This window comes from Verrucomicrobiia bacterium (assembly GCA_035946615.1).
Taxonomy (GTDB): domain Bacteria; phylum Verrucomicrobiota; class Verrucomicrobiia; order Limisphaerales; family UBA8199; genus DASYZB01.
Map to the genome: position 1 here is coordinate 40703 of DASYZB010000012.1, position 18695 is coordinate 59397.

15 protein-coding genes are annotated in these 18695 nt (G+C 58.4%); 4 read left to right on the plus strand and 11 right to left on the minus strand.

Annotation, left to right across the window (positions count from 1 at the left end; translation table 11 throughout):
* Nucleotides 1–129 precede the first annotated feature (129 nt).
* The 10 genes from VG146_02155 to VG146_02200 all read right to left on the minus strand — a co-directional run bounded on the left by VG146_02155 (nt 130) and on the right by VG146_02200 (nt 11960).
* Entirely contained in the window at nt 130–2196 is a 2067-nt protein-coding gene (locus VG146_02155; GenBank protein ID HEV2391146.1) for a PDZ domain-containing protein, read from the minus strand.
* Between the two features lie 766 nt (nt 2197–2962).
* Nucleotides 2963–3946 (minus strand): UDP-glucuronic acid decarboxylase family protein, encoded by a 984-nt coding sequence (locus VG146_02160; GenBank protein ID HEV2391147.1) that lies wholly within the window; start codon nt 3944–3946, stop codon nt 2963–2965.
* A complete protein-coding gene (locus VG146_02165; protein ID HEV2391148.1) occupies nt 3943–5334 on the minus strand; it encodes a sugar transferase in 1392 nt (463 codons plus the stop codon). The genes VG146_02160 and VG146_02165 overlap by 4 nt, the downstream gene beginning before the upstream one ends.
* A gap of 4 nt (nt 5335–5338) precedes the next feature.
* Nucleotides 5339–6088, minus strand: coding sequence for an exosortase-associated EpsI family protein (locus VG146_02170; GenBank protein ID HEV2391149.1), 750 nt, complete (start codon nt 6086–6088; stop codon nt 5339–5341).
* Nucleotides 6085–7080 carry an exosortase/archaeosortase family protein gene (locus VG146_02175; protein ID HEV2391150.1) on the minus strand — a complete coding sequence of 332 codons (996 nt, stop codon included), beginning with the start codon at nt 7078–7080 and terminating at the stop codon, nt 6085–6087. The genes VG146_02170 and VG146_02175 overlap by 4 nt, the downstream gene beginning before the upstream one ends.
* Nucleotides 7081–7225: 145 nt before the next feature.
* A complete protein-coding gene (locus VG146_02180) occupies nt 7226–8305 on the minus strand; it encodes a glycosyltransferase family 9 protein (GenBank protein ID HEV2391151.1) in 1080 nt (359 codons plus the stop codon).
* 141 nt (nt 8306–8446) lie between these two features.
* Entirely contained in the window at nt 8447–9709 is a 1263-nt protein-coding gene (locus VG146_02185) for a M48 family metallopeptidase (protein HEV2391152.1), read from the minus strand.
* A gap of 22 nt (nt 9710–9731) precedes the next feature.
* Entirely contained in the window at nt 9732–10979 is a 1248-nt protein-coding gene (locus VG146_02190) for an LL-diaminopimelate aminotransferase (protein ID HEV2391153.1), read from the minus strand.
* Nucleotides 10980–10981: 2 nt separating this feature from the next.
* A complete protein-coding gene (locus VG146_02195; GenBank protein ID HEV2391154.1) occupies nt 10982–11629 on the minus strand; it encodes a hypothetical protein in 648 nt (215 codons plus the stop codon).
* Nucleotides 11630–11720: 91 nt separating this feature from the next.
* The gene (locus VG146_02200; GenBank protein HEV2391155.1) at nt 11721–11960 is read right to left on the minus strand and encodes a hypothetical protein; all 240 of its coding nucleotides are present in this window, start codon (nt 11958–11960) and stop codon (nt 11721–11723) included.
* A gap of 105 nt (nt 11961–12065) precedes the next feature.
* Between VG146_02200 and VG146_02205 the strand changes: the two genes are divergently transcribed.
* The 4 genes from VG146_02205 (at nt 12066) to VG146_02220 (ending at nt 14731) form a co-directional block, all read left to right on the plus strand.
* Nucleotides 12066–13136, plus strand: coding sequence for a 3-deoxy-7-phosphoheptulonate synthase (locus VG146_02205; GenBank protein HEV2391156.1), 1071 nt, complete (start codon nt 12066–12068; stop codon nt 13134–13136).
* 7 nt (nt 13137–13143) lie between these two features.
* Nucleotides 13144–13734, plus strand: coding sequence for a CDP-diacylglycerol--glycerol-3-phosphate 3-phosphatidyltransferase (gene pgsA / locus VG146_02210; protein HEV2391157.1), 591 nt, complete (start codon nt 13144–13146; stop codon nt 13732–13734).
* Nucleotides 13735–13743: 9 nt separating this feature from the next.
* Nucleotides 13744–14358, plus strand: coding sequence for a phosphatidylglycerophosphatase A (locus VG146_02215; GenBank protein HEV2391158.1), 615 nt, complete (start codon nt 13744–13746; stop codon nt 14356–14358).
* Nucleotides 14359–14557: 199 nt separating this feature from the next.
* Nucleotides 14558–14731: a hypothetical protein gene (locus VG146_02220; GenBank protein HEV2391159.1), complete on the plus strand. Its 174-nt coding sequence runs from the start codon at nt 14558–14560 to the stop codon at nt 14729–14731.
* 29 nt (nt 14732–14760) lie between these two features.
* On the opposite strand, the gene smc is transcribed toward VG146_02220, so the two are convergent.
* A complete protein-coding gene (gene smc / locus VG146_02225) occupies nt 14761–18540 on the minus strand; it encodes a chromosome segregation protein SMC (protein ID HEV2391160.1) in 3780 nt (1259 codons plus the stop codon).
* Nucleotides 18541–18695 lie beyond the last annotated feature (155 nt).

Genomic DNA, 18695 nt, shown 5'->3' on the forward strand with positions numbered 1-18695 from the left:
CCCTGGAAGAGCTAAACCTGGGGCCGTGGCATAGACTAAGGGGAGACCCCTCTCCCCTTCGGCAGGGGAGAGGGAGATGCATCGGCAGATTAAAGATGTAGTTCATGTTAGGGAGGCCTCAAGTAACGGTCACGATTTTTTCCAAGCGGGTTCGAGTTCGACAAAAACGGTATGAATGCCACGCAGCACCTTCAATACGACAAAGGACCTTTTGTCGCGAGCGATGGCGGTCATAACAGATTTGAGGGCGTCCACATCCGGGACGGGTTGGCCGTCCACCTCGACGATGAGGTCATCGACGTAGAGGGAGCCGAGTTCAGCCCAGCCTCCGGACTTGACATCCTCGACCAGGACGCCGCGCTGATCGGCCGGCCATTGCTGGTCGGCAGTATCAAAGAAGGCTATATTGCGGGCGGTGAAATCGAAATCATCGTTTTGATACTTCTTCATCTCACGCCGGAGTTTGGGCGAACGCTCGAGCCCCACTGGGATGGACAGCCGGTTTGTGCCGCGCAAGACGGACAACCGGATTTGGGCGCCGATATCGTATTGGCGAATCAAAGCCGCGAAATCCTCCTCGTCCTCGGGCCCGGAGGCGGTGAGTTTTTGGTCATCGACAGCGGTGAGGAAGTCGCCGGGTTTGAGGCCGGCTTTGTCAGCGGTGGTATTGGGATAGACCTCGGTAATATAGAATCCTTTGAGGGCCGGCTGACCGATCTGGCGGGCGATGTCGCGGCTGATGACATGAGTCTCTACGGGCAGCCAGGCCTTTGTGACTTCAAGCCCCGGGTCGCGCAGTTCCTGGATGCCGAGCTTAACAACCGTCAAATAGCGCTGGGACTCGCGTTCGAAGGTGGCAATGGCCGGAGTCAGATCGGTGCGGCCTTTGGTCAATGCATCGGTCAGGCGGACCAATTCCTCGACATTCTTGACCGGGGTGTGATTGACCTCGGTGATGACATCTTTGGAATCCAGAGCGGGTTTGGCTTCCCCGGCGGGGCCACCGGGGCGGACGGAGGTGACCAGGACGCCTTCTTGATTGGTGCGTTTCATTTCTTTGGCAGCCAGGAAAGAGAGGTTGCGCACAGTCAATCCCCATTGTTTGAGTTCCTGTTCTTTGGGGTTGAGTTCGCCGCGTTCGACCGGGCGGATGGCAAAGGTCATTTGCTGGCCGGCGCGCAGGACGACGGCACTGACGTCTTTATCGAGGGGGAGGCTGGTGGACAGGCGCATGAAATCGGGCAGCTCCTCATCAAAACGAACCGTGGTAGCCTTGCCATTCAGGCTCAGAAGCAAATCGCCCGCTTGCAGGCCCGCCTCGGCGGCAGGGGACCCGTTGATGACGCCGCTGATGATAACTCCGCGCGCATCTTTGACTTCGGTGTGTTTGAAAAGCGGCTGCACATCCAGGCCCAGCCAGCTCCGCTGGATTTTGCCATGCGCGATGAGTTCGCGCGCGATGCCCTGGGCGAGATTGCCGGGAATGGCGCCGCTGAGGCCAAAGCGGATTTCGTTAATGCCAATAATCTGGCCGGAAAGGTTCACCAGCGGGCCGCCGGAATTGCCGCCGTAGATGGCGGCGTCGTGCCCAATCCATCGCACCAGTGAACCCACATCCTCGCCGTCGAGCCGGAAGCGGCCCAGGGTACCGAACATGCGGGGCATAATCATTTCGCCGTTGCTGATGATGCCCAGGGTGACTGATTGCGACAAGGCCATGGGACTGCCCATCGCCAGGACTGGGTCGCCCACGCGAATTCGAGAGGAATCGCCGAAGGAGGCTGGGACAAACTCGCGGGGCTGCCCGGGTTTGAGCTTGATGACGGAGATATCGGTCAGCGGGTCGGTGCCGACCAACTCGGCCTCGATTTCCTCGCGGTTCCAGAGGGTGCAGATCAACCGCGCGGCATGACCGGCCACATGATGGTTGGTGATGATATAACCGTCCCGGGTGATGATGGCTCCGCTGCCGACGGCCTGTTGCTTAAACTCACGCCCGTCGCGGTATTCGGTCATCACGACGCGGATGCGGACAAGAGAAGGCCGCATATGGCCGATGGCCAGGTCGATAGCCGCGCGCACATCGGGGCTCATCTCCTGTCCCGCGAATGCGTTCTGCGCGCCAGCGTCCGCGAGAATGAAGGCCAAGCCGATAGTGAGGGTGGCAGGAAGTTTGGACCAGTGTTTCACGGCCATCCTCTTATTTAGAACAAAACCAGCCAGAAGCAAGCGGCCGATGGCAAACCGCACTGCGGCATTCAAAACGCTAATCTTCGCTAATCGAAGGGCATGGTCCATGACCAGTGGATGACAAGCCGCGACAAAGGCTCTTCCCACCGCACCACGGAGAACAGTAATTTGGCAAAGGCTGGTGCATGTGACAAATTAGGCCGTCCCATGCGTGAGAAATGATGGATTATTCTCATCGATCCGCCGAGCTCGAGGCGCCGCGGCGAAAGGCCTTCCGACTTGGGCTGCGCCTCGCCGACAGCTTTTTTGTGAGCTAGGTTGATGGATTGGTTCTACGGCTTGTGGGCGCTGATTGGGCTGATCCTCTGTTTAGTTTTCATTCCTATAGCGATCCGGCCCAATCTTCTGGTGGCTTGGACAATCCGGCGGCCAATGCAACTGAAACTGAGGCCGGAACGGAGCAGCGCAAAAAGAGCATTCCGAGGCGCGATTTAGGAGAATGGTTCAAACGTCGAGTTCCGAAAAGCCAGAGGCTTGTGGTTTGGGTCCTTTTTCCACTGGGTTATGTTGCCGTATCTTCACTCGCTGACAATGGAGACCTCCGGGCTGTCCCGCAGGGGATGCTTAGGCTGGCGATCATCGCCCCGGTAATTCTCCAAATCTTCTGGATACCCAACGACAGGCTTCATAGGCTTATAGATGCGTTTTAACGGGCCGGCGTGACGCGGCTGCAGGCAGTCCGAATGAGCAAGTTGTTCCGGCCCCGCCCATGCTACACCTTCTTGCGGAAATACTCGATGGTGCGCACCAACCCTTGGTCGAGGGGGACTTTGGGTTCCCAACCCAAGAGCTTGCGGGCGCGGGAGATGTCGGGTTGGCGCTGCTTGGGGTCATCCTGCGGCAGGGGCTTAAAGGAAACCCGGCTTCGGGAACCGGTGGCGCGGATAATCTGCTTGGCAAAATCGAGCACGGTCATTTCCGCGGGATTGCCAATATTCACCGGCAGGTTGTAATCACTCAACATCAACCGGTAAATGCCCTCGATAAGGTCCGATACATAACAAAAGCTGCGGGTCTGGAGGCCGCGCCCAAAGACGGTGAGCGGCTTATTCTCGAGCGCCTGGCTGATGAAGGCGGGGACAACCCGTCCGTCATTCAGGCGCATGCGCGGCCCGTAGGTGTTAAAGATGCGCACGACACGGGTTTGGACCTTATGCTCGCGGTGATAGGCCATGGTCATGGCCTCTGCAAAGCGCTTGGCTTCGTCGTAACACCCGCGAGGGCCGATCGTATTCACATTGCCCCAGTAATCCTCCGTCTGCGGGTGGACCAGCGGGTCGCCGTAAATCTCCGAGGTCGAGGCAATCAAAAACCGGGCGTTTTTGTTCTTGGCCAACCCGAGGGCTTTATGGGTGCCCAACGAGCCCACTTTGAGGGTTTGGATGGGCAATTCGAGATAATCAATGGGGCTGGCCGGCGAAGCGAAATGCCAGACGTAATCCACCGCCGCATCCAGGAACAGGAACTCGGTCACATCCTGCTGGATGAACTTGAAATTCGGGTTACCGCCCAGGTGCGAAATGTTATCGACCGTTCCCGTGACGAAATTATCGATGCCAATGACCTTGTGCCCGCGCGCCAGAAGCAAATCCGTCAGGTGCGACCCGAGGAAGCCGGCGGCGCCAGTGACGACGCTGGCCGGGGGGCGGAGGGGAGTCGAACGCCGCGCGGGGTTGCTTCCCGGGCGGCTCTTCACTTGGCCCCCGCTCCGGTCAGCACGACCGGGACTGTGCGGCAAAGGATTTTAAAATCGAGCCAGAGCGACCAGTTATCGATGTACTCGAGGTCCAGGCGGACCCAATCCCGGAAGTCGCGCAGGTTATTACGCCCGCTGACTTGCCACAGGCAGGTCAGACCCGGTTTGACGCTGAGGCGGCGCCGATGTGCCATGTCATGGAAGCGGCGGACCTCATCGACCGGGAGAGGCCGCGGGCCGACGAGGCTCATCTCGCCACGGAGCACGTTAAAAAGTTGCGGGAATTCATCGAGGCTGAATTTGCGCAGGAAACCGCCGACGGGTGTGATGCGGGGGTCTTTGGTGACCTTGAAAACCGGCCCGGTCATCTCGTTCATGGCGGCCAATTCATGTTTCACCTGCTCTGCATTGGTAACCATGGTGCGGAATTTGTAAATGGTAAAGGGCCGTCCGTTGAGCCCGGAGCGCTGCTGGCGGAACAGGATGGGGCCCGGAGAGGTGAGCTTAATAGCGAGGGCAGCCAAAAAGAGGAAAGGCGCCGAGAGTATCAGCAGCAGGATGGCGCCGATAAAATCGCCCAATTGCTTGAGCACACCTTGCCATGAGGCCTCCGGCACGGAGCGAAATACCATGATGGGCTGGCCGTAGAAATCATCGAAGGTGGTGTGTGAAATTTGGGTCTTGAAAAAGTCCGCCAGCAACCAGACCTCGACCCCTTCGAGCTCGCAAGCGCGGATGGCGGTTTCGACCTGGTCGAAGAAGGAGCGTTTGGAACTGACAATAACGCCGTTGACGGAGTGCTCATGGAGCAGTTCGACCAGGCGCTCGACGGGGGTCTGGTTGAGGTCTAATTCGGCTACGACATCAAAGGCCTCGGGTGATTTGGACCTCAGCTCGTTGCGCATGCGGGCAGTCTCCTCGACGGTGCCCATGAGCAGAAACCGGCGCCGGAACTGGGCTTGGGCGACCTTGCTTCGGAAAGCGCGCATGAGCAGTTCTTCCTTGAGAAACACCAGGCTGAAACTGATGCACCCAAACCAGATGGGCACCCAGCGGGCCACTTCCCGGCGTGAGAGGAACAAGGCAAGAATCAAGATCAGGGCCGTCAGGGCGCAGCCTTTGAATAAGCTCCAGGCAGTGGAAGCGCGCGAGCACAACAGCGCCCGGTTATAGAAGCCCTGGGCTTCAAGGACCAGTGGCGCGGCGGGAATCAGGATGAAGAAGAGCCAGGCATATTCCTCGAGTGGCCGGACTTCATTCAAATGAAACGATTGGATGATCACCTCGCTGGAACGCAGCATGTAAGCCAGCGAGAAGCTCACGGCAAAGATGGCCGCGTCCATGAATTGATGGACCTGCATCCGAATCAGGCGGTCGCGGCGCAACATGGTCTTATGGATGAAGGGAAGCGGCGGTCGTCGGGGCCTTGGGATAAAGCTCAAATCCCGGGGCCGACGCAGCGATGAATGCCTTGGTGCGCTCGAAGGTGGCATCTTCCTGGCCGGGCTCGCATAAGGCCAGGCAACTGACGTAGGCCCAGCGCTGGAGCACGCCGGTGCGAATGACTCTTTTGGCCATCAGATACATGCGTTGGAAACCCGAGGCGCTGGCGCTTAGCGCATCATCGGCTACATACCAATACACATAGACGGCTCGAACTGTCTGGGGCGGTCCACCGCTGGGGGTAAAGCGGCCCGTCGCAATGAGCTTAACCACCGGCAAATCGTAGGCGCAAGGACTCCCAACGCGGACCTGGGCCTGCTCCGAGGCGGCCTGATCGATGTGCAACCCCTGGCCTTCGAGACAAAACTGCGGCTTGTGCAGGCTCGTCCGGTCTCCACCCATGAGCACCACGTTCAAATCCAGCCTAAAGCCGTCCGGGGCGGTGTAGCGGCGATGGCCGTAACTGGTGTCTGGAGGCAGAGTTCCTTTGGTGATGTCATCCACATCAATCCACTGTGAATCGTAATAAAGGACTCGTTCAGGCAGATCGACTTGCAGCCGGCTGCTGCCAGCCAGCGGGTGCGTGCGGACGCCGGGGGGGCCCAGCTTTTGATGAGCCCGCAGCGGCGCCAAAAACAGAGCCGTGCCCCCAATCAGGGCAAGAACCAGGACAAAACAACTCCATTTCAGCGTGTTCATGGCTGTTCGGAGCGCGCCGGGGCATCGGCTGATTTGGGACGGCGCCCGCGCAAAAAGTGTTCCAGGAGCAAGAGTCCGAGGAATGCCAGCGCGTAAGGAAGCAAGCTCAGGATGCCGCCAGGACCCCCATCGTGAACGCGATTGCCCAATTTCTGACCCCCGATTTCCGCCGCGATGATGATCGATAACATCCGCAACAGGTTGCCTAGGACGGCTAGAGGGACGGCGGCAGCCATCATAGTCAGTCGTTTCCACCAGGCCGGGAAGGAACTAAAGCCCAGAATGACAGCCAAAGCCAGCGTGGCAATCAGGCTGCGAATGCCGCTACAGGCGGCGGCGACCTCATATTGGTAGTGACCGGACGGATCGATCAGGCTGGTGCCTTGGCGAATCACGTCGATGGCCAGGAAGAAATGCGACACGAACTCGACCAACTCAGAGACCAGCAGCCGCAGCCGAAACGTAATCGGGATAGCCAGTGACCCCAGCGGGACACAGAAACCAAAGAGAATAAAAGGAAAAAAAGAGGCCCGCAACCAGGGCCAGCCCCAGGCAAGGCCGGTCAGCCCGTACACGCCAATGAACAGGGCTATGATCGACAGACGGGGCTGTTGCACGATATACCCAAGGACGTGTATTCCCAGGCCAAGGCCGACCAACAGCAAGCCGGGCCACCAGAATTGCAGTTTAAGAGCCAGCAGTTCCCGCCGTTTCAACCAGAATAGAAACAGCACCACCAAGGGGATCAGGACTGCGTAACCCTCGTCGGCTTCGAAGAGGCTCTTGCCGCCGCCACTATAGGCAATGTACATCCAGCGCAACAGCGAAGGGGTAGCTGCATAACCGAACGTTGAATTGCCCAAAAATTCGAATAACGCCAGCCAGGCTGCCAGCAAGACCAGGAAAAAAACCTTATTCGGCAGCCGATGCCAAACCGAGAGGAACTCGATCCGAAATTCCTCGAGAATACCGTTGCCGGGTTGATTTTCCATCTGCACGCGAATTCGAGATTATTGGATACAAAATCGGCGCAAGTTGCTCAATCAAAATCGGCGCCACTGAAACCGGGGAATGACCAGAAGCCGCCGATTGGCAGCTACGTTGTCACTGGCCCTGGCTTCAGATTGCCGGTGCCTGTCAGCCTGCTTCGCAGAAAAGCCCTTCGGCCGCTTTCAGGACGGCGGGCAAGCTCTGGATATCTCTGGCTACCAGGCACTGGACCCAGCCATGCGAGTGATAATGCTCCGAAGAGGTTGAGCGGAACAGGGCCAGGGTCGGAACGCGCAATGCCACGGCCATATGATAAGGACCCGAATCGCTCGAAATGAACAAACTGCACGCCTTAATTGCGCCGGCCAATTCCAGGATGCTGGTGTGTCCGGACAGATCGAGCACCGGGCAGGCGCCCTGAAAGCGGGCAAGAAAATGCCGGTTGATTTCCTGTTCGAAGGGCGCGCCGGTGAGCACGAGAGCAAAAGCATGTCGGCGCTGCAACTCGGTGACAAGTTGCGCCAAAAGGTCCAGCGGCGGTCGTTTGCCTTCAGCCCCCGCGGTGCCGCAGCCAATGTTAAGGCCCACCAGCCGTTGGGCGCCCTTGATGCCGGGTTGTTCGAGCAGGCGCGCTCGAAACCCACGGCCTTCTTCGGTTTCCTGCAACTCGATGGGTGTGCCGCCCCGGGCGATACCCAAAGCTGCCAGCGCTACAAAATCGCGCTCCGCATACTCCAGGGGCACGGCCATCCCATGGCTCCGCGCATAAGTCCCGGCTGAGGGGGCAGCCAGATTGTAGCACCACGCTCGAAACGGAACTTCCGCGATGCCGATGCTTTTGGCGCCCGTTTGGCGTCCCAGAATCCGCGCCAGAAGCGAGGTGCGGAACCCGTTCGGCTCGAAATCCACAATCAAATCTGGCCGGGTGCGGGAGGCTACGGCGCTGGCCTCGCGGAGGAGCCGTTTCCAACCGGCTATGCCCTGGGTCCGTTTGTCAGAGACCTGGAAACTGGCTAGCAAGTGATGGCGGGCTATGAGCTGTTCGGAAGCGGCGCCAGGGTCGCGCGTGAGAAACCAGAGATGCAGTTCAGCATACGGAAAGCGATTGCGCAATGCGCGCCAGGCAGCCGAACTGCGCAACAGATCGCCTACCCCGGCGCTGTGAGCCTTGATGAGCAGGATGCTCCGAGGCTGGATGGCCGCAGAATCAGCATGTAAAGGGATCAATGGCGCGCCGGGCATCCTCCCAAGGCTACCAGTTCGCTCCGCACCAAGCGACGGTAAAAGGGCCTCCCTGCAAGTCCTTATTCTCGTCAGATCGTAGCAGCCGACGCCACGTTGGCTGCTACGGAACAGGACGTGATTCAGTTAAGTGACGCCCGATAGCCGTTCCAGAGCGCGCTCCCTTTCCAGCAGAGTGGGATGCGAGTAATAAAAACCGCTATAAACGGGGTGCGGGGTTAAATTGGACAGGTTTCGCTCGTTGAGTTTGCGCAATGCCCCCACCAGGGAACGGGTCTCGTTGAGAACGCGCACTGCGAAGGCGTCTGCCTGGTATTCATACCGGCGCGACCACCAATGGGCCAAGGGCGAAAACCAAAACGTAACGATTCCTGATAATAGCGCGAATAACAACAGCGCCGGGGCAATGTTGCCCGGCACAAAACCGAAAGCGCTATAAAACCAGCTTGCTTGCGCCAGTAATCCCAGAAGATAAAACCCTGCCAGAGACACCAAGGCCGAACCGGCCAGGAGTTTGAGGATATGCTTTTTTTTGTAATGCCCGATTTCGTGAGCCAGAACCGCCTCCAGTTCAGGCTCGGTCAACTGCTGCATAAGCGTGTCGAACAGGACGATTTTCCGGAACCGGCCAAACCCGGTGAAGAAGGCATTGGAATGGCGGGAGCGTTTACTGCCGTCCATCACCTGGATTTTTCGGGCGGGAAAATGGGTGCGCGCCGCCAGAGCCAACAGCCGCTGGCGCGGGCTGCCTTCAGAAAGGGGTGTGAATTTATTGAATAAAGGGAGGATGAGAATGGGCGCCAGCACAGCCATCACAAGTTGAAAGCCCAGAAGCGCTCCCCAGGCCCAAAACCACCACCATCGACCGGTCCACTCGGCTAGCTTCAGTATCAACAGCGCCAGTGGATAACCGAGAATCAAGGCCAGCAACAGGCCCTTGACCCGATCTGTCCACCACACTCTTTGAGTGCTGGTGTTAAATCCGAAGCGTTCTTCCAGGCGGAATTGGGCATACCAATCGAAGGGCAGGTTAGTCAGCGATAAGAGCAGGCCGATTAGAAACAGGCAAGCGGCCATGGCCCAGGCCGAGGGGCCAAATCTGCGGATAAAAAAGGCTAAGCACCATGGCAGGATGCCGCTGAAGAGCACAATGGCCAGGAGAAGGGCATCATAGCTGAGTTCCACCTGGTGAAGGCGGCTTTTAGCCAGGGTATAGCGCACAGATTGGGCATAAGCCGGCTCATCGATGACCGTTTTGAAGGCCTCGGGGACCCCATGAGCTCGCGCCAAGACGTGCCGGCGGTTCAAACGCTCGAGCCCAAGTTGCGAAGCCCATCGGGCCGCTAACAACACCAGCACAACACCCATCACCCACTGCGGAGCAATCATATTCTAACTTACTGCTCCAGTTTTAAAACTCGAACCGGACATCTTCAAGCCTTCGGGCGATCTCGCCCAGGATGCGGCTTTCCTCGGCCAGGTCTTTGGCAACAAACGTGACGCTGAACCGCAAGTAAGCTCCGGCATCATCCCAGGGCACAGTCGAAATCAGCTTCTCGGAAATCAGCCATTGGGAGACCTTTTCGGCATTGTTAAATTCGATTCGCTTCGCATCCGCTGAAATGGCAGCCCGTGGCGCGCCCACATAGAGGAAGAAGGAGCCTGGTGGTTTGCGCGCCTTGAAACCCGCTCGGGCCAGGACCTCGACCAGTCCATTCATGCGGCGCGAATACTTCGCGGCGATTTGTTCGGTTATCTCTGGGTGCTCAAATCCATAAGCAGCGGCGTGCTGAATAGCCAGGAACTGCCCCGAATCGGTGTTGTCCTTGATGTCGCCGTAGGCCTTGACCAGCAGTTCGTTTCCGGCGACGAACCCGCAGCGCCAGCCGGTCATGTTGAACGTCTTGCTCGCCGAATGCAGCTCGATACCGACCTCCTTTGCCCCGGGCGTGACCAGGAAGCTCATGGGCTTGCCGTCGAATACGAGCGCTGCGTAGGCCGCATCATGCACAATCACCAGGCGATTCTCCTGGGCAAAAGAGACCGCCTTCTCGAAGAAGGCCGGAGTGGCTCCAGCCCCCGTGGGGTTGTTCGGATAATTCAGAACCAGGACCTTTGCCTGGCTCAGGACCTCGGCAGGGATCGAGCGCAAATCCGGCAGGAACTGGTTCCGCTCTGTCAAAGGCAACTGATAAACCTGACCGCCGTAGTATTTGGCGTGGGTGCCGAACACAGGGTAACCCGGGGTAGTCATGAGCACATAATCACCCGGATTTATCAAGGCGGCCGGCAAAATGGATAACGCGGCCTTGCTCCCGATCGAGTGGAGCACCTCAGTTTCGGGATTGATGTCCTTTACCCCGCAGACTCGTTCCAGGTAACGCGCCGCGGCCTGTTTCAGGACTGCGTCTCCATTATCCGCATAGCCGCGGTTTTCGGGTTTTCGGGCCTCACTGCAGAGCTTTTCAACCACCTCAGGAAACGCCATCTCATCCGGTTCGCCCACGCCAAGGTCGAGAATCTCGCGCTCGGGATGAGCCAGCATGGCGGCGCGCCGGGCGCGTTTGATCTTCTCGAATTTGTAGATCGCGTGGGATTTGCCATATTGCTTACCCCCAATGCGCTGGGCAAACAGGTTCTGTATGTACGATTCAGACACGGTTAGGTCTCGGGTTCCGGTTCGTCGCCCATCGCGCGCAGTTGATTGCGGGCAGCCCTGGCCCGGCGAGCGGCGACAGTCTGGCCGAAGTCCTTTTCGATGCGCTCCAAAAGGGCCATGGATTTTTCGGGTTCATTAAGGCGGCCATAGAGCTTGGCCAGGTGCAGGGCGGTCCAGGCGGCCTGTTCTGCAGGCGGCTTGTGCTTGAGCAACTCTTCGTACTCCAAGGCGGCGGCCAAATAGTTCTCCAAATCATTTTTATAAATCTCGGCGATGCGCGACATGGCGTGCAAACCATCGGGGTGTTGCTGCAAGTAATCGCGCAGCACCTGGATAGCCCCCAGCGGATTGCCTTCCTTGCGGATGCGTTCTGCCTCATCGAGTTCTGGGCCGGGTTCGACGGGCCGGCCACCCTGCAGAAACCATTGCTCGGCGCGTCCGCCAAAGAAATGGGAGAGATCGTAAGCGCACAGGCAGCCCAGGAGAATTAACGCCAGGAGAAACGCCCCCAGAAATGCCATCATCTCCGAGCGCGAGGCCCCGGGCGTCTCGTGAACCACCCGCGAATGCTCGTGGCCAAAATAGTAGCCAAATCCTGCCACGCACAATGCGAGGACAAGATACGCGACCGCTTTAAAAGCCCTGTTCATAAGTCAAATCCGTGCCCGGGAGCGCCACAAGGTGTTTGATAAAAACCGCAACGCCCGTCACATCCTTCAAACGCGGCTCGTCCCGCGGGGGTTAGCCCCGATCCACAAACGTCAGCATTTCATCCGGTTCGCCGATGTAGCGCACACCGCCATCATCATCGGAAATCGTAACACCGCGCTCCGTCCCGGAGTAGTCCTCGAAACCGGGAGCGAATTCCTCGGATTCACCATTGCTGACAAAAACGACGGTTGCAAAGGCGCCCTGATGCTCCACCCGGTCGCCCGCGTGGACCTCTTCGCCGCTTATATAATGAAGCACTTCATAGTCCATAGTGAGGCGGTGGAAAGATTAGCTTCGCCGGGCCCCGGTTGCAAGCCCGCAGCAACCCGCGATTCCAGGCTTTCGCTGGGACAGCCTCTGGTTATACTCCCCGCGATGCGCCCGACCCAGAATCTTAGAGTAAAAGAAGCCGTGCGGTTGTTAACCCCGCGCGCGCTTAAGGCGGAAGTGTCGGCAACCGAAGCGTCCAACCGCACGGTAGTGGCCGGACGTGAAGTGGTCGCGCGCATCCTGGAGCGGCGCGACCCCAGGATGTTGGCTGTCGTGGGGCCCTGCTCGATTCATGACCTGGATGGCGCTTTGGAGTACGGCACCCGCCTGAGCGCCTTGCGCCAGGAACTCCAAGGTCAGATGGAGATCATCATGCGGGTCTATTTCGAAAAGCCCAGAACCACCATTGGATGGAAGGGCTTAATCAACGACCCGCACCTGGATGGGAGCTATGATATCGAATATGGATTAAAGAAGGCGCGGCGCCTGTTGCTGGAACTCACGGCAATGGGATTGCCCGCTGGAACGGAGTTTCTCGACCCTATCATTCCGCAGTACATCGATGATCTGGTGACTTGGGCCGCCATTGGCGCGCGCACGACCGAATCGCAGACTCATCGGGAGATGGCCAGCGGCCTCTCGATGCCAGTAGGCTACAAAAATGCCACCGACGGCAGTTTGCAAATTGCATTGGACGCTATGCTCTCGGCGCGCGCATCGCACAGTTTTCTTGGGATTGACCAGGAGGGGATTACCAGCATTATCCGCACGACAGGCAACCCGGTGGGACACCTGGTTTTGCGTGGTGGCCGCTCCCGGCCAAACTACGACGCCGCCAGCCTGCGCGACGCAGAGGCAAAACTGGCAGCCGCCGGCCTGCCGCCGGTGCTGATGGTCGATTGCAGCCACGCGAATTCCGGAAAACAACACACCCGCCAGGAGGAAGTCTGGCGCAGCGCCGTCGAGCAACGGGCCGCTGGCAACCAGGCCCTGATTGGGTTGATGCTGGAGAGCTACCTGGAAGAGGGCAATCAACCTTTCCCCAGCAGCCCGTCCAATCTGCGCTACGGCCTTTCCATCACCGACGCCTGTGTGGGCTGGGAGGCCACAGAACGGATGTTGCGCTGGGCCGCCTCGCGGCTGAGAACCAGTTCGCCCCTGGTGGCTGCCGCCTGAGACCTCAATGAACCTGCCGAACAAGCTCACCGTTTCGCGCTTTGTCCTGACGGTTGCCTTCCTGGCAGTGATGTTTTCGGGCGTGCCATTCCATCAAACCGTCGCTTTGGGATTGTTTATCGCCGGGGGGATTACTGACTTTCTGGATGGCTACATTGCCCGGCGCGACCGGCTCATCACGAACTTCGGGATTCTGATGGACCCCCTGGCAGACAAGATCATGGTCTGCTCCGCTTTTATTGCTTTTGTCGGGTTGAACTGGATGCCCGCCTGGATGGTGGTCATCGTTGTGGCCCGCGAGTTGGCCATTACCGGCTTGCGTTTGCTGGCTGCTTCCAAAAACGTCCTGCTGGCCGCAGAAGGCTATGGCAAACACAAAACGATTTCACAAATCGTCGCCATTATTTCGATCCTCGTCCTGCACAGCTATCTTCAATGGGGCACTGCGGGCAAAACGGTGTTCGGCCTTGAGATTTTCCATGCATCCTGGGTGGGGTGGGTTGCGGAGATTTCAATATGGGTGGCTGTATTGCTCACGTTCGTCTCAGGATGGCTGTATCTGTGGAGGAATCGCCGGCTTTATCTGGACGACATGTGATGAGCGGCCATGTCCCTGACCGAAATCATTTTGATTGTGCTGCTGGTGCTGGTCCTGCTGACGGCAAAGGGCCTGCCAAGCAACGTTGTCCAATCCTCCGCCGATTGGCTGGATGAATTCTTGCTTTGGGTGGCCCAGGGATTCGGACTGGGCCGCATCCCGGTTGCGCCAGGGACCTTTGGCTCGGTGCTTGGGGTATTCTGGTTCGAGCTACTGCTGGCTACGGGGAGCTTTTGGGCCTTGGTCACCGGAACGATTGCGGGCCTTGGGGTTTCAGTTTGGCTTTGCGGCATCGGTGAGCAGCTTCTGGGGAAGAAGGACCCGGGCTCTGTCGTCCTCGATGAGATCGCAGCGATGCCGATTTGCTTCTTTTCCTGGGTGCTCATCCAGATTCGAGAAACCGGCTCCCTGCCTGAACCCGGCTATTTCTTTTCCGGGCGTTGCTGGCCTCTGACTCTCGTGGTTTTTGCCTTATTCCGGTTGTTCGATGTGACGAAACCCTGGCCGGTGCGCCAAAGCCAGGCCCTGCCGGGCGGCTGGGGCATCACCATCGACGACGCCCTGGCCGCCCTTTATGTCAATGGCGTGGTGCTGTTGGCCTATGAAGCCAGGGCGTTACTATAAACTCAGGAGTCCCTGACATGAATTAAATCTTAAATCTGACGATGCTTCTCCCTCTCCCCTTCCGAAGGGGAGATTTTGACCACGCCGAGCACGTCACGCCACTGGCGGTCTGATATTTCTCCGCCCTTTCGATACCAATCAAGTTTGGTAAGGGGACGGTGTCTTCGGCCGACGCAAAAAAAAGCTCAAGGGCAGATGTTTGGCCTACGGACTTTTTCTGGCGGCGAGCGAATTGGGATTGGGCAAAAGGGTCGCGTCAGCGTACAAATACATCCACCTTTGTCATTGTTTCCAGGTGGACGAGGTTGAAGAAGCCCTGAGTTTGGATGCCGGCCCGGATGGCTGGCATGCCGGCGTAAAATTCCGGCTTTAATGTTACCGTGCAGTTAAGTCAGCCTTCCCCTACTTCGCCATGACCACTTCGATTGTCTCGTCCCGGTTGTGCGCGGCGTCATCCTCCGCGTCGATGCCTCGCGTTGTGGCGGGGGTTTCGAGCGCGGCCGGCGGCTGCAGGTTCGACTGCTCATCGGACTTGTGGAATTTGACGCTGACAATCTTGCTGATGCCGTGTTCCTGCATGGTGACACCATAGAGCACATCGGCCATGCCGATGGTGCGTTTGTTATGCGTGATAATGATGAATTGAGAATTCTCGATGAACCGCTGCAGCACGCGGATGAACCGGTTGATGTTTGACTCATCTAAAGGCGCATCCAGTTCGTCCAGAACGCAGAATGGGCTGGGCTTGACCTGGTAAATGGAGAAGAGCAGCGCCACAGCCGTCATCGTCTGCTCACCGCCCGAGAGAAGAGAAATCGTCTGTAACTGTTTGCCGGGCGGGCGGGCGACGATGTCAATGCCGCTTTCGAGCAGGTCGTTTTCATCCATTAGGACGAGGTCGGCTTTGCCGCCGCCGAAAACCTCGGTGAACATCGTTCGGAAATTGGCGCGGATTTGCTCGAAGGTCTCGCGGAACATCTCGCGGGTTTGGGTGTTGATGCGATTGATGACTTCAAGCAATTGGGCCTTGGCCTGGACGAGGTCCTCGTGCTGCTTGCTCAGGAATTGATAGCGCTGTTCGGTTTCCTCGTATTCCTCGATAGCCACCAGGTTGACCGGGCCGATCTCATCAAGGCGTTTCTGCAACGTCTCGATCTGTTGCCCCACCGCTTGCCAATCGGTTGCGCCACCTGCCGCTGCCATCTCCTCGGGGGACATGACATGCACCCGGGCCGGGCCTTCATCGGCAAAGGTAATCGTGATGCATTCGCTGCGGATGTCGTCCAGGTTCAGATGATATTTCTGTTGAACCCGTTCTCGGAGGTTCTGCACGGCCATATTCTTCTGGGCCAACTCGACTTCGAGACTGCCCCGGCGTTCCTGGGTTTGGCCCAAAACGCGGCGCTGCTCGCGCAACAGCTCTTCCCGTTGGCCAATCTGTTGTTCCTGGTCGTGCTTGAGGGCCAACAACTCGCCCAACTCGACGTTCACTTTCTCCCGGTCGTGCTGCAACCCCGCAATCTGCGCGCGCGAATCCTGGATTTCGGATTCCGCCTGCTCCTTGCGTCCGATAAACGAGCCGGTCTCGTTTCGCTTTTGCTGTATCATCTGAGTCAGCTCGCTCAGGCGCTGCGCCAGGGATTCCCTTTGTTGCCTGAACGAGGCGCACATCTGCTCCTCAGTGGCGAGGGCGACCTTGCTCTCGGTGAGGCCGGCATTGGCGGCATCGCGTTGCTGGCGCAAACTCTCCAACTGCGCTGTCCTTTGGGTAACGTGGGCCTGACAAGATTGCTCACGCGTCTCCAATTCACCCGCCCGTGTAGCAAGTAAAGACCGCTTTTCAAGGCCCTCCTGTTCCTGGGCCGCCAGGCTCTGGACCTCAAATACCACCGTGTCGATTTTCTGGTGCAGCAACCGGCGCGAGTTTTGCAATGCGTTGAATTCTCCTTCATGGGTCGCGATGGCGACTTCCTGGGCGCGCAGGTCCGTCTGGGCCTGTTGCAGGCCCGCTTCCAATTCGGTCTGCTCGCTTTGCAACGAGCCTTTGCGGCGGCTGGTTTCCGCAATCAACTCCTGCAGCCGGCCGAGCACGGCCTGCAAATCCGCAATCTGGTTCTTTCTGGCCAGGAGCGAGGCAGCGCCCTTGCCGTTGCCATTGCCGTTCGCATGGCCGCCAGTATAAATCCCATGGCGGCTGAGCAGCTCGCCCGCGAGGGTTACGTAAGAGAAAGCACCGTGGCTCTGCTGCCAAGCCGCAGTGGCCGCATTTAAGTCGCGCACGATGCGGGTCTGGCCGAGCAGACGTTCGAGCAAAGGCTGCACAGCGCTTTCTCCCTCGACGACCGACACGGCTTCGAGGGGAACACCGTTCAAAGAGGGATTCTGAATCGGGCCAGATGGGCTGGTGGCCGCATTGCCATTGCGCATGAAGGCGAGCGGGGCGATACTCGCGCGTCCCAGCCGGTTAGCGCTCAGGTCGTTGAGAATCTCGTGGGCCGACTCGGGCTGTTCGGTCAGGACGACCTGCAGGTGATGGCCTAGGGCCGTTTCAATGGCCGTGACGAATTCGTTCGGGACGCGAATTTTATCCACCAGCGAACCTAAAACGTGGCGGGATTGTTTCAGGGCAGCGAGCGAGCCTTCGCTGAAACCTTCGTGGCCGGCCTGGAGCTGCTCGAGGACGTTCAGGCGCGAGCGTTTTTCGGCCTGCTGTTGCAACAGTTGGTCCTGCTCGACCGTTGCCCGGCGCAGCTCTTCCTGGAGTTCGCGCAACCGGTTCTGCCGTTGCTGGACCGTTCCCTGCTGGTTCTGCGCGTTGAGTTTCTCGGCCTGCACATCCGCTGCGAATTCCTGCAAGCGCGTCTCGAGGCGTGTTCGCTCCTCTTCAAGCTGAATCTTCTCGGCTGAGAGTTTCTCCAATCGCACGGTATTGCCCTGCTTCTGGAGGTCCAACGCGGTGAGTTCATTGCGCACGCGAGTTAAATCCTGGGCAGCGGCAAAGGCATCCGCCTGCGCCTGGCGCAGTGCTTCCTGGCAGGCGCGCACGTCGGCTTCGAGTTGGCGAAGAGCAGCCTCCTGTACACTCAAAGTGCCTTGATGACCGGCCAATGCAGCCTGGGACTGATCGAGCTTGGCCGCAACAGCCGTTAACTCCTGGTCCGCAATGTGACGACGTTCTTCCGCCTGGGCAATCTCAGCCAAGGCCCGGGTATTCTGCGCGGCCAATTCGCGCAATCGTTCCTCATTGAACTGAATCCGGCTCTCGTGTCGGTCCATATCCCCTTTCAATTCGAGACCACGCTGCTGCCGGGAGCCGATCTCCTGCTCCAAAGCCGCAAGACGTTCACGAAGTTGGGCAATTTCATCCTCACACCTCAAGACTTGCGCTGACCCGGATTCGATTTCATTGCGCAGAGCCTCGGCGGCGGCCTGCCGTTCCTGGATTTCTCGCTGGAGCACATCAAATTGGTGGCGCGCGAGTTGTGTGTCCAGATGTTGCAACTCCAGCGAGAGTTGCTTGTATCGGCGGGCTTTGCCTGCCTGGCGCTGCAAAGAGCCGATTTGCCGTTTGACTTCCCGGACCAGGTCCTCGACCCGCACCAGGTTCTGCTCGGTGTATTCCAGCTTGCGCAGGGCCTCTTTCTTCTGCGCCTTGTATTTCGTGATTCCAGCGGCCTCCTCGAAGATCATCCGCCTGTCTTCCGGTTTGCTCGAAAGGATTTGGGTAATGTTCCCCTGGGCCATGATGCTGTAGCTTGTCCTCCCCACGCCGGTACCCATGAACAACTGCTGCACGTCCCTCAACCGGCAGGGGGTCTTATTGATGAAATACTCGCTGCCGCCATCCCGGAAAACCCGCCGGGTGAGGGTGACCTCGTCATAGGCAATCTCCACTCCCGCCGCATGCAGCCGTTCTTCCCCGACTCCGCCGATGGTTAAAGACACCTCAGCCATGCCGAGCGGTTTGCGGCCATCGGTGCCGTTAAAAATCACATCGGCCATCTCATCACCACGCAAGGCCTTGGCGGACTGTTCGCCCAGTACCCAACGTATAGCGTCTGAGACGTTCGACTTACCACACCCATTGGGGCCCACGATGGCCGTTACACCGGGCTGAAAGTTCAGGGCGGTCTTATCTGCAAATGATTTGAACCCTAAAACAGTTAGATTCTTCAGATACATGATATTTGAGAAAAGAGAGCATACTCGCTTAATTTAGTAAAGCGAAAAACCACAATATACAGCGCACCGTCAGCGTCGGAGCACAACTAATTGGTGAGGAACCGAGATTTGAATTGTGCCAGTTTCCGCTGTTTTGCTATGCTTTCTTGTCTGTC

Bases quoted from the DNA above. Each gene is read 5' to 3' on its own strand.
- VG146_02155 (HEV2391146.1), bottom strand. From the start codon at position 2,196: ATGGCCGTGAAACACTGGTCCAAACTTCCTGCCACCCTCACTATCGGC.
- VG146_02165 (HEV2391148.1), bottom strand. From the start codon at position 5,334: ATGTTGCGCCGCGACCGCCTGATTCGGATGCAGGTCCATCAATTCATG.
- VG146_02170 (HEV2391149.1), bottom strand. From the start codon at position 6,088: ATGAACACGCTGAAATGGAGTTGTTTTGTCCTGGTTCTTGCCCTGATT.
- VG146_02175 (HEV2391150.1), bottom strand. From the start codon at position 7,080: ATGGAAAATCAACCCGGCAACGGTATTCTCGAGGAATTTCGGATCGAG.
- VG146_02185 (HEV2391152.1), bottom strand. From the start codon at position 9,709: ATGATTGCTCCGCAGTGGGTGATGGGTGTTGTGCTGGTGTTGTTAGCG.
- VG146_02195 (HEV2391154.1), bottom strand. From the start codon at position 11,629: ATGAACAGGGCTTTTAAAGCGGTCGCGTATCTTGTCCTCGCATTGTGC.
- VG146_02200 (HEV2391155.1), bottom strand. From the start codon at position 11,960: ATGGACTATGAAGTGCTTCATTATATAAGCGGCGAAGAGGTCCACGCG.
- VG146_02205 (HEV2391156.1), top strand. From the start codon at position 12,066: ATGCGCCCGACCCAGAATCTTAGAGTAAAAGAAGCCGTGCGGTTGTTA.
- pgsA (HEV2391157.1), top strand. From the start codon at position 13,144: ATGAACCTGCCGAACAAGCTCACCGTTTCGCGCTTTGTCCTGACGGTT.
- VG146_02215 (HEV2391158.1), top strand. From the start codon at position 13,744: ATGTCCCTGACCGAAATCATTTTGATTGTGCTGCTGGTGCTGGTCCTG.
- smc (HEV2391160.1), bottom strand. From the start codon at position 18,540: ATGTATCTGAAGAATCTAACTGTTTTAGGGTTCAAATCATTTGCAGAT.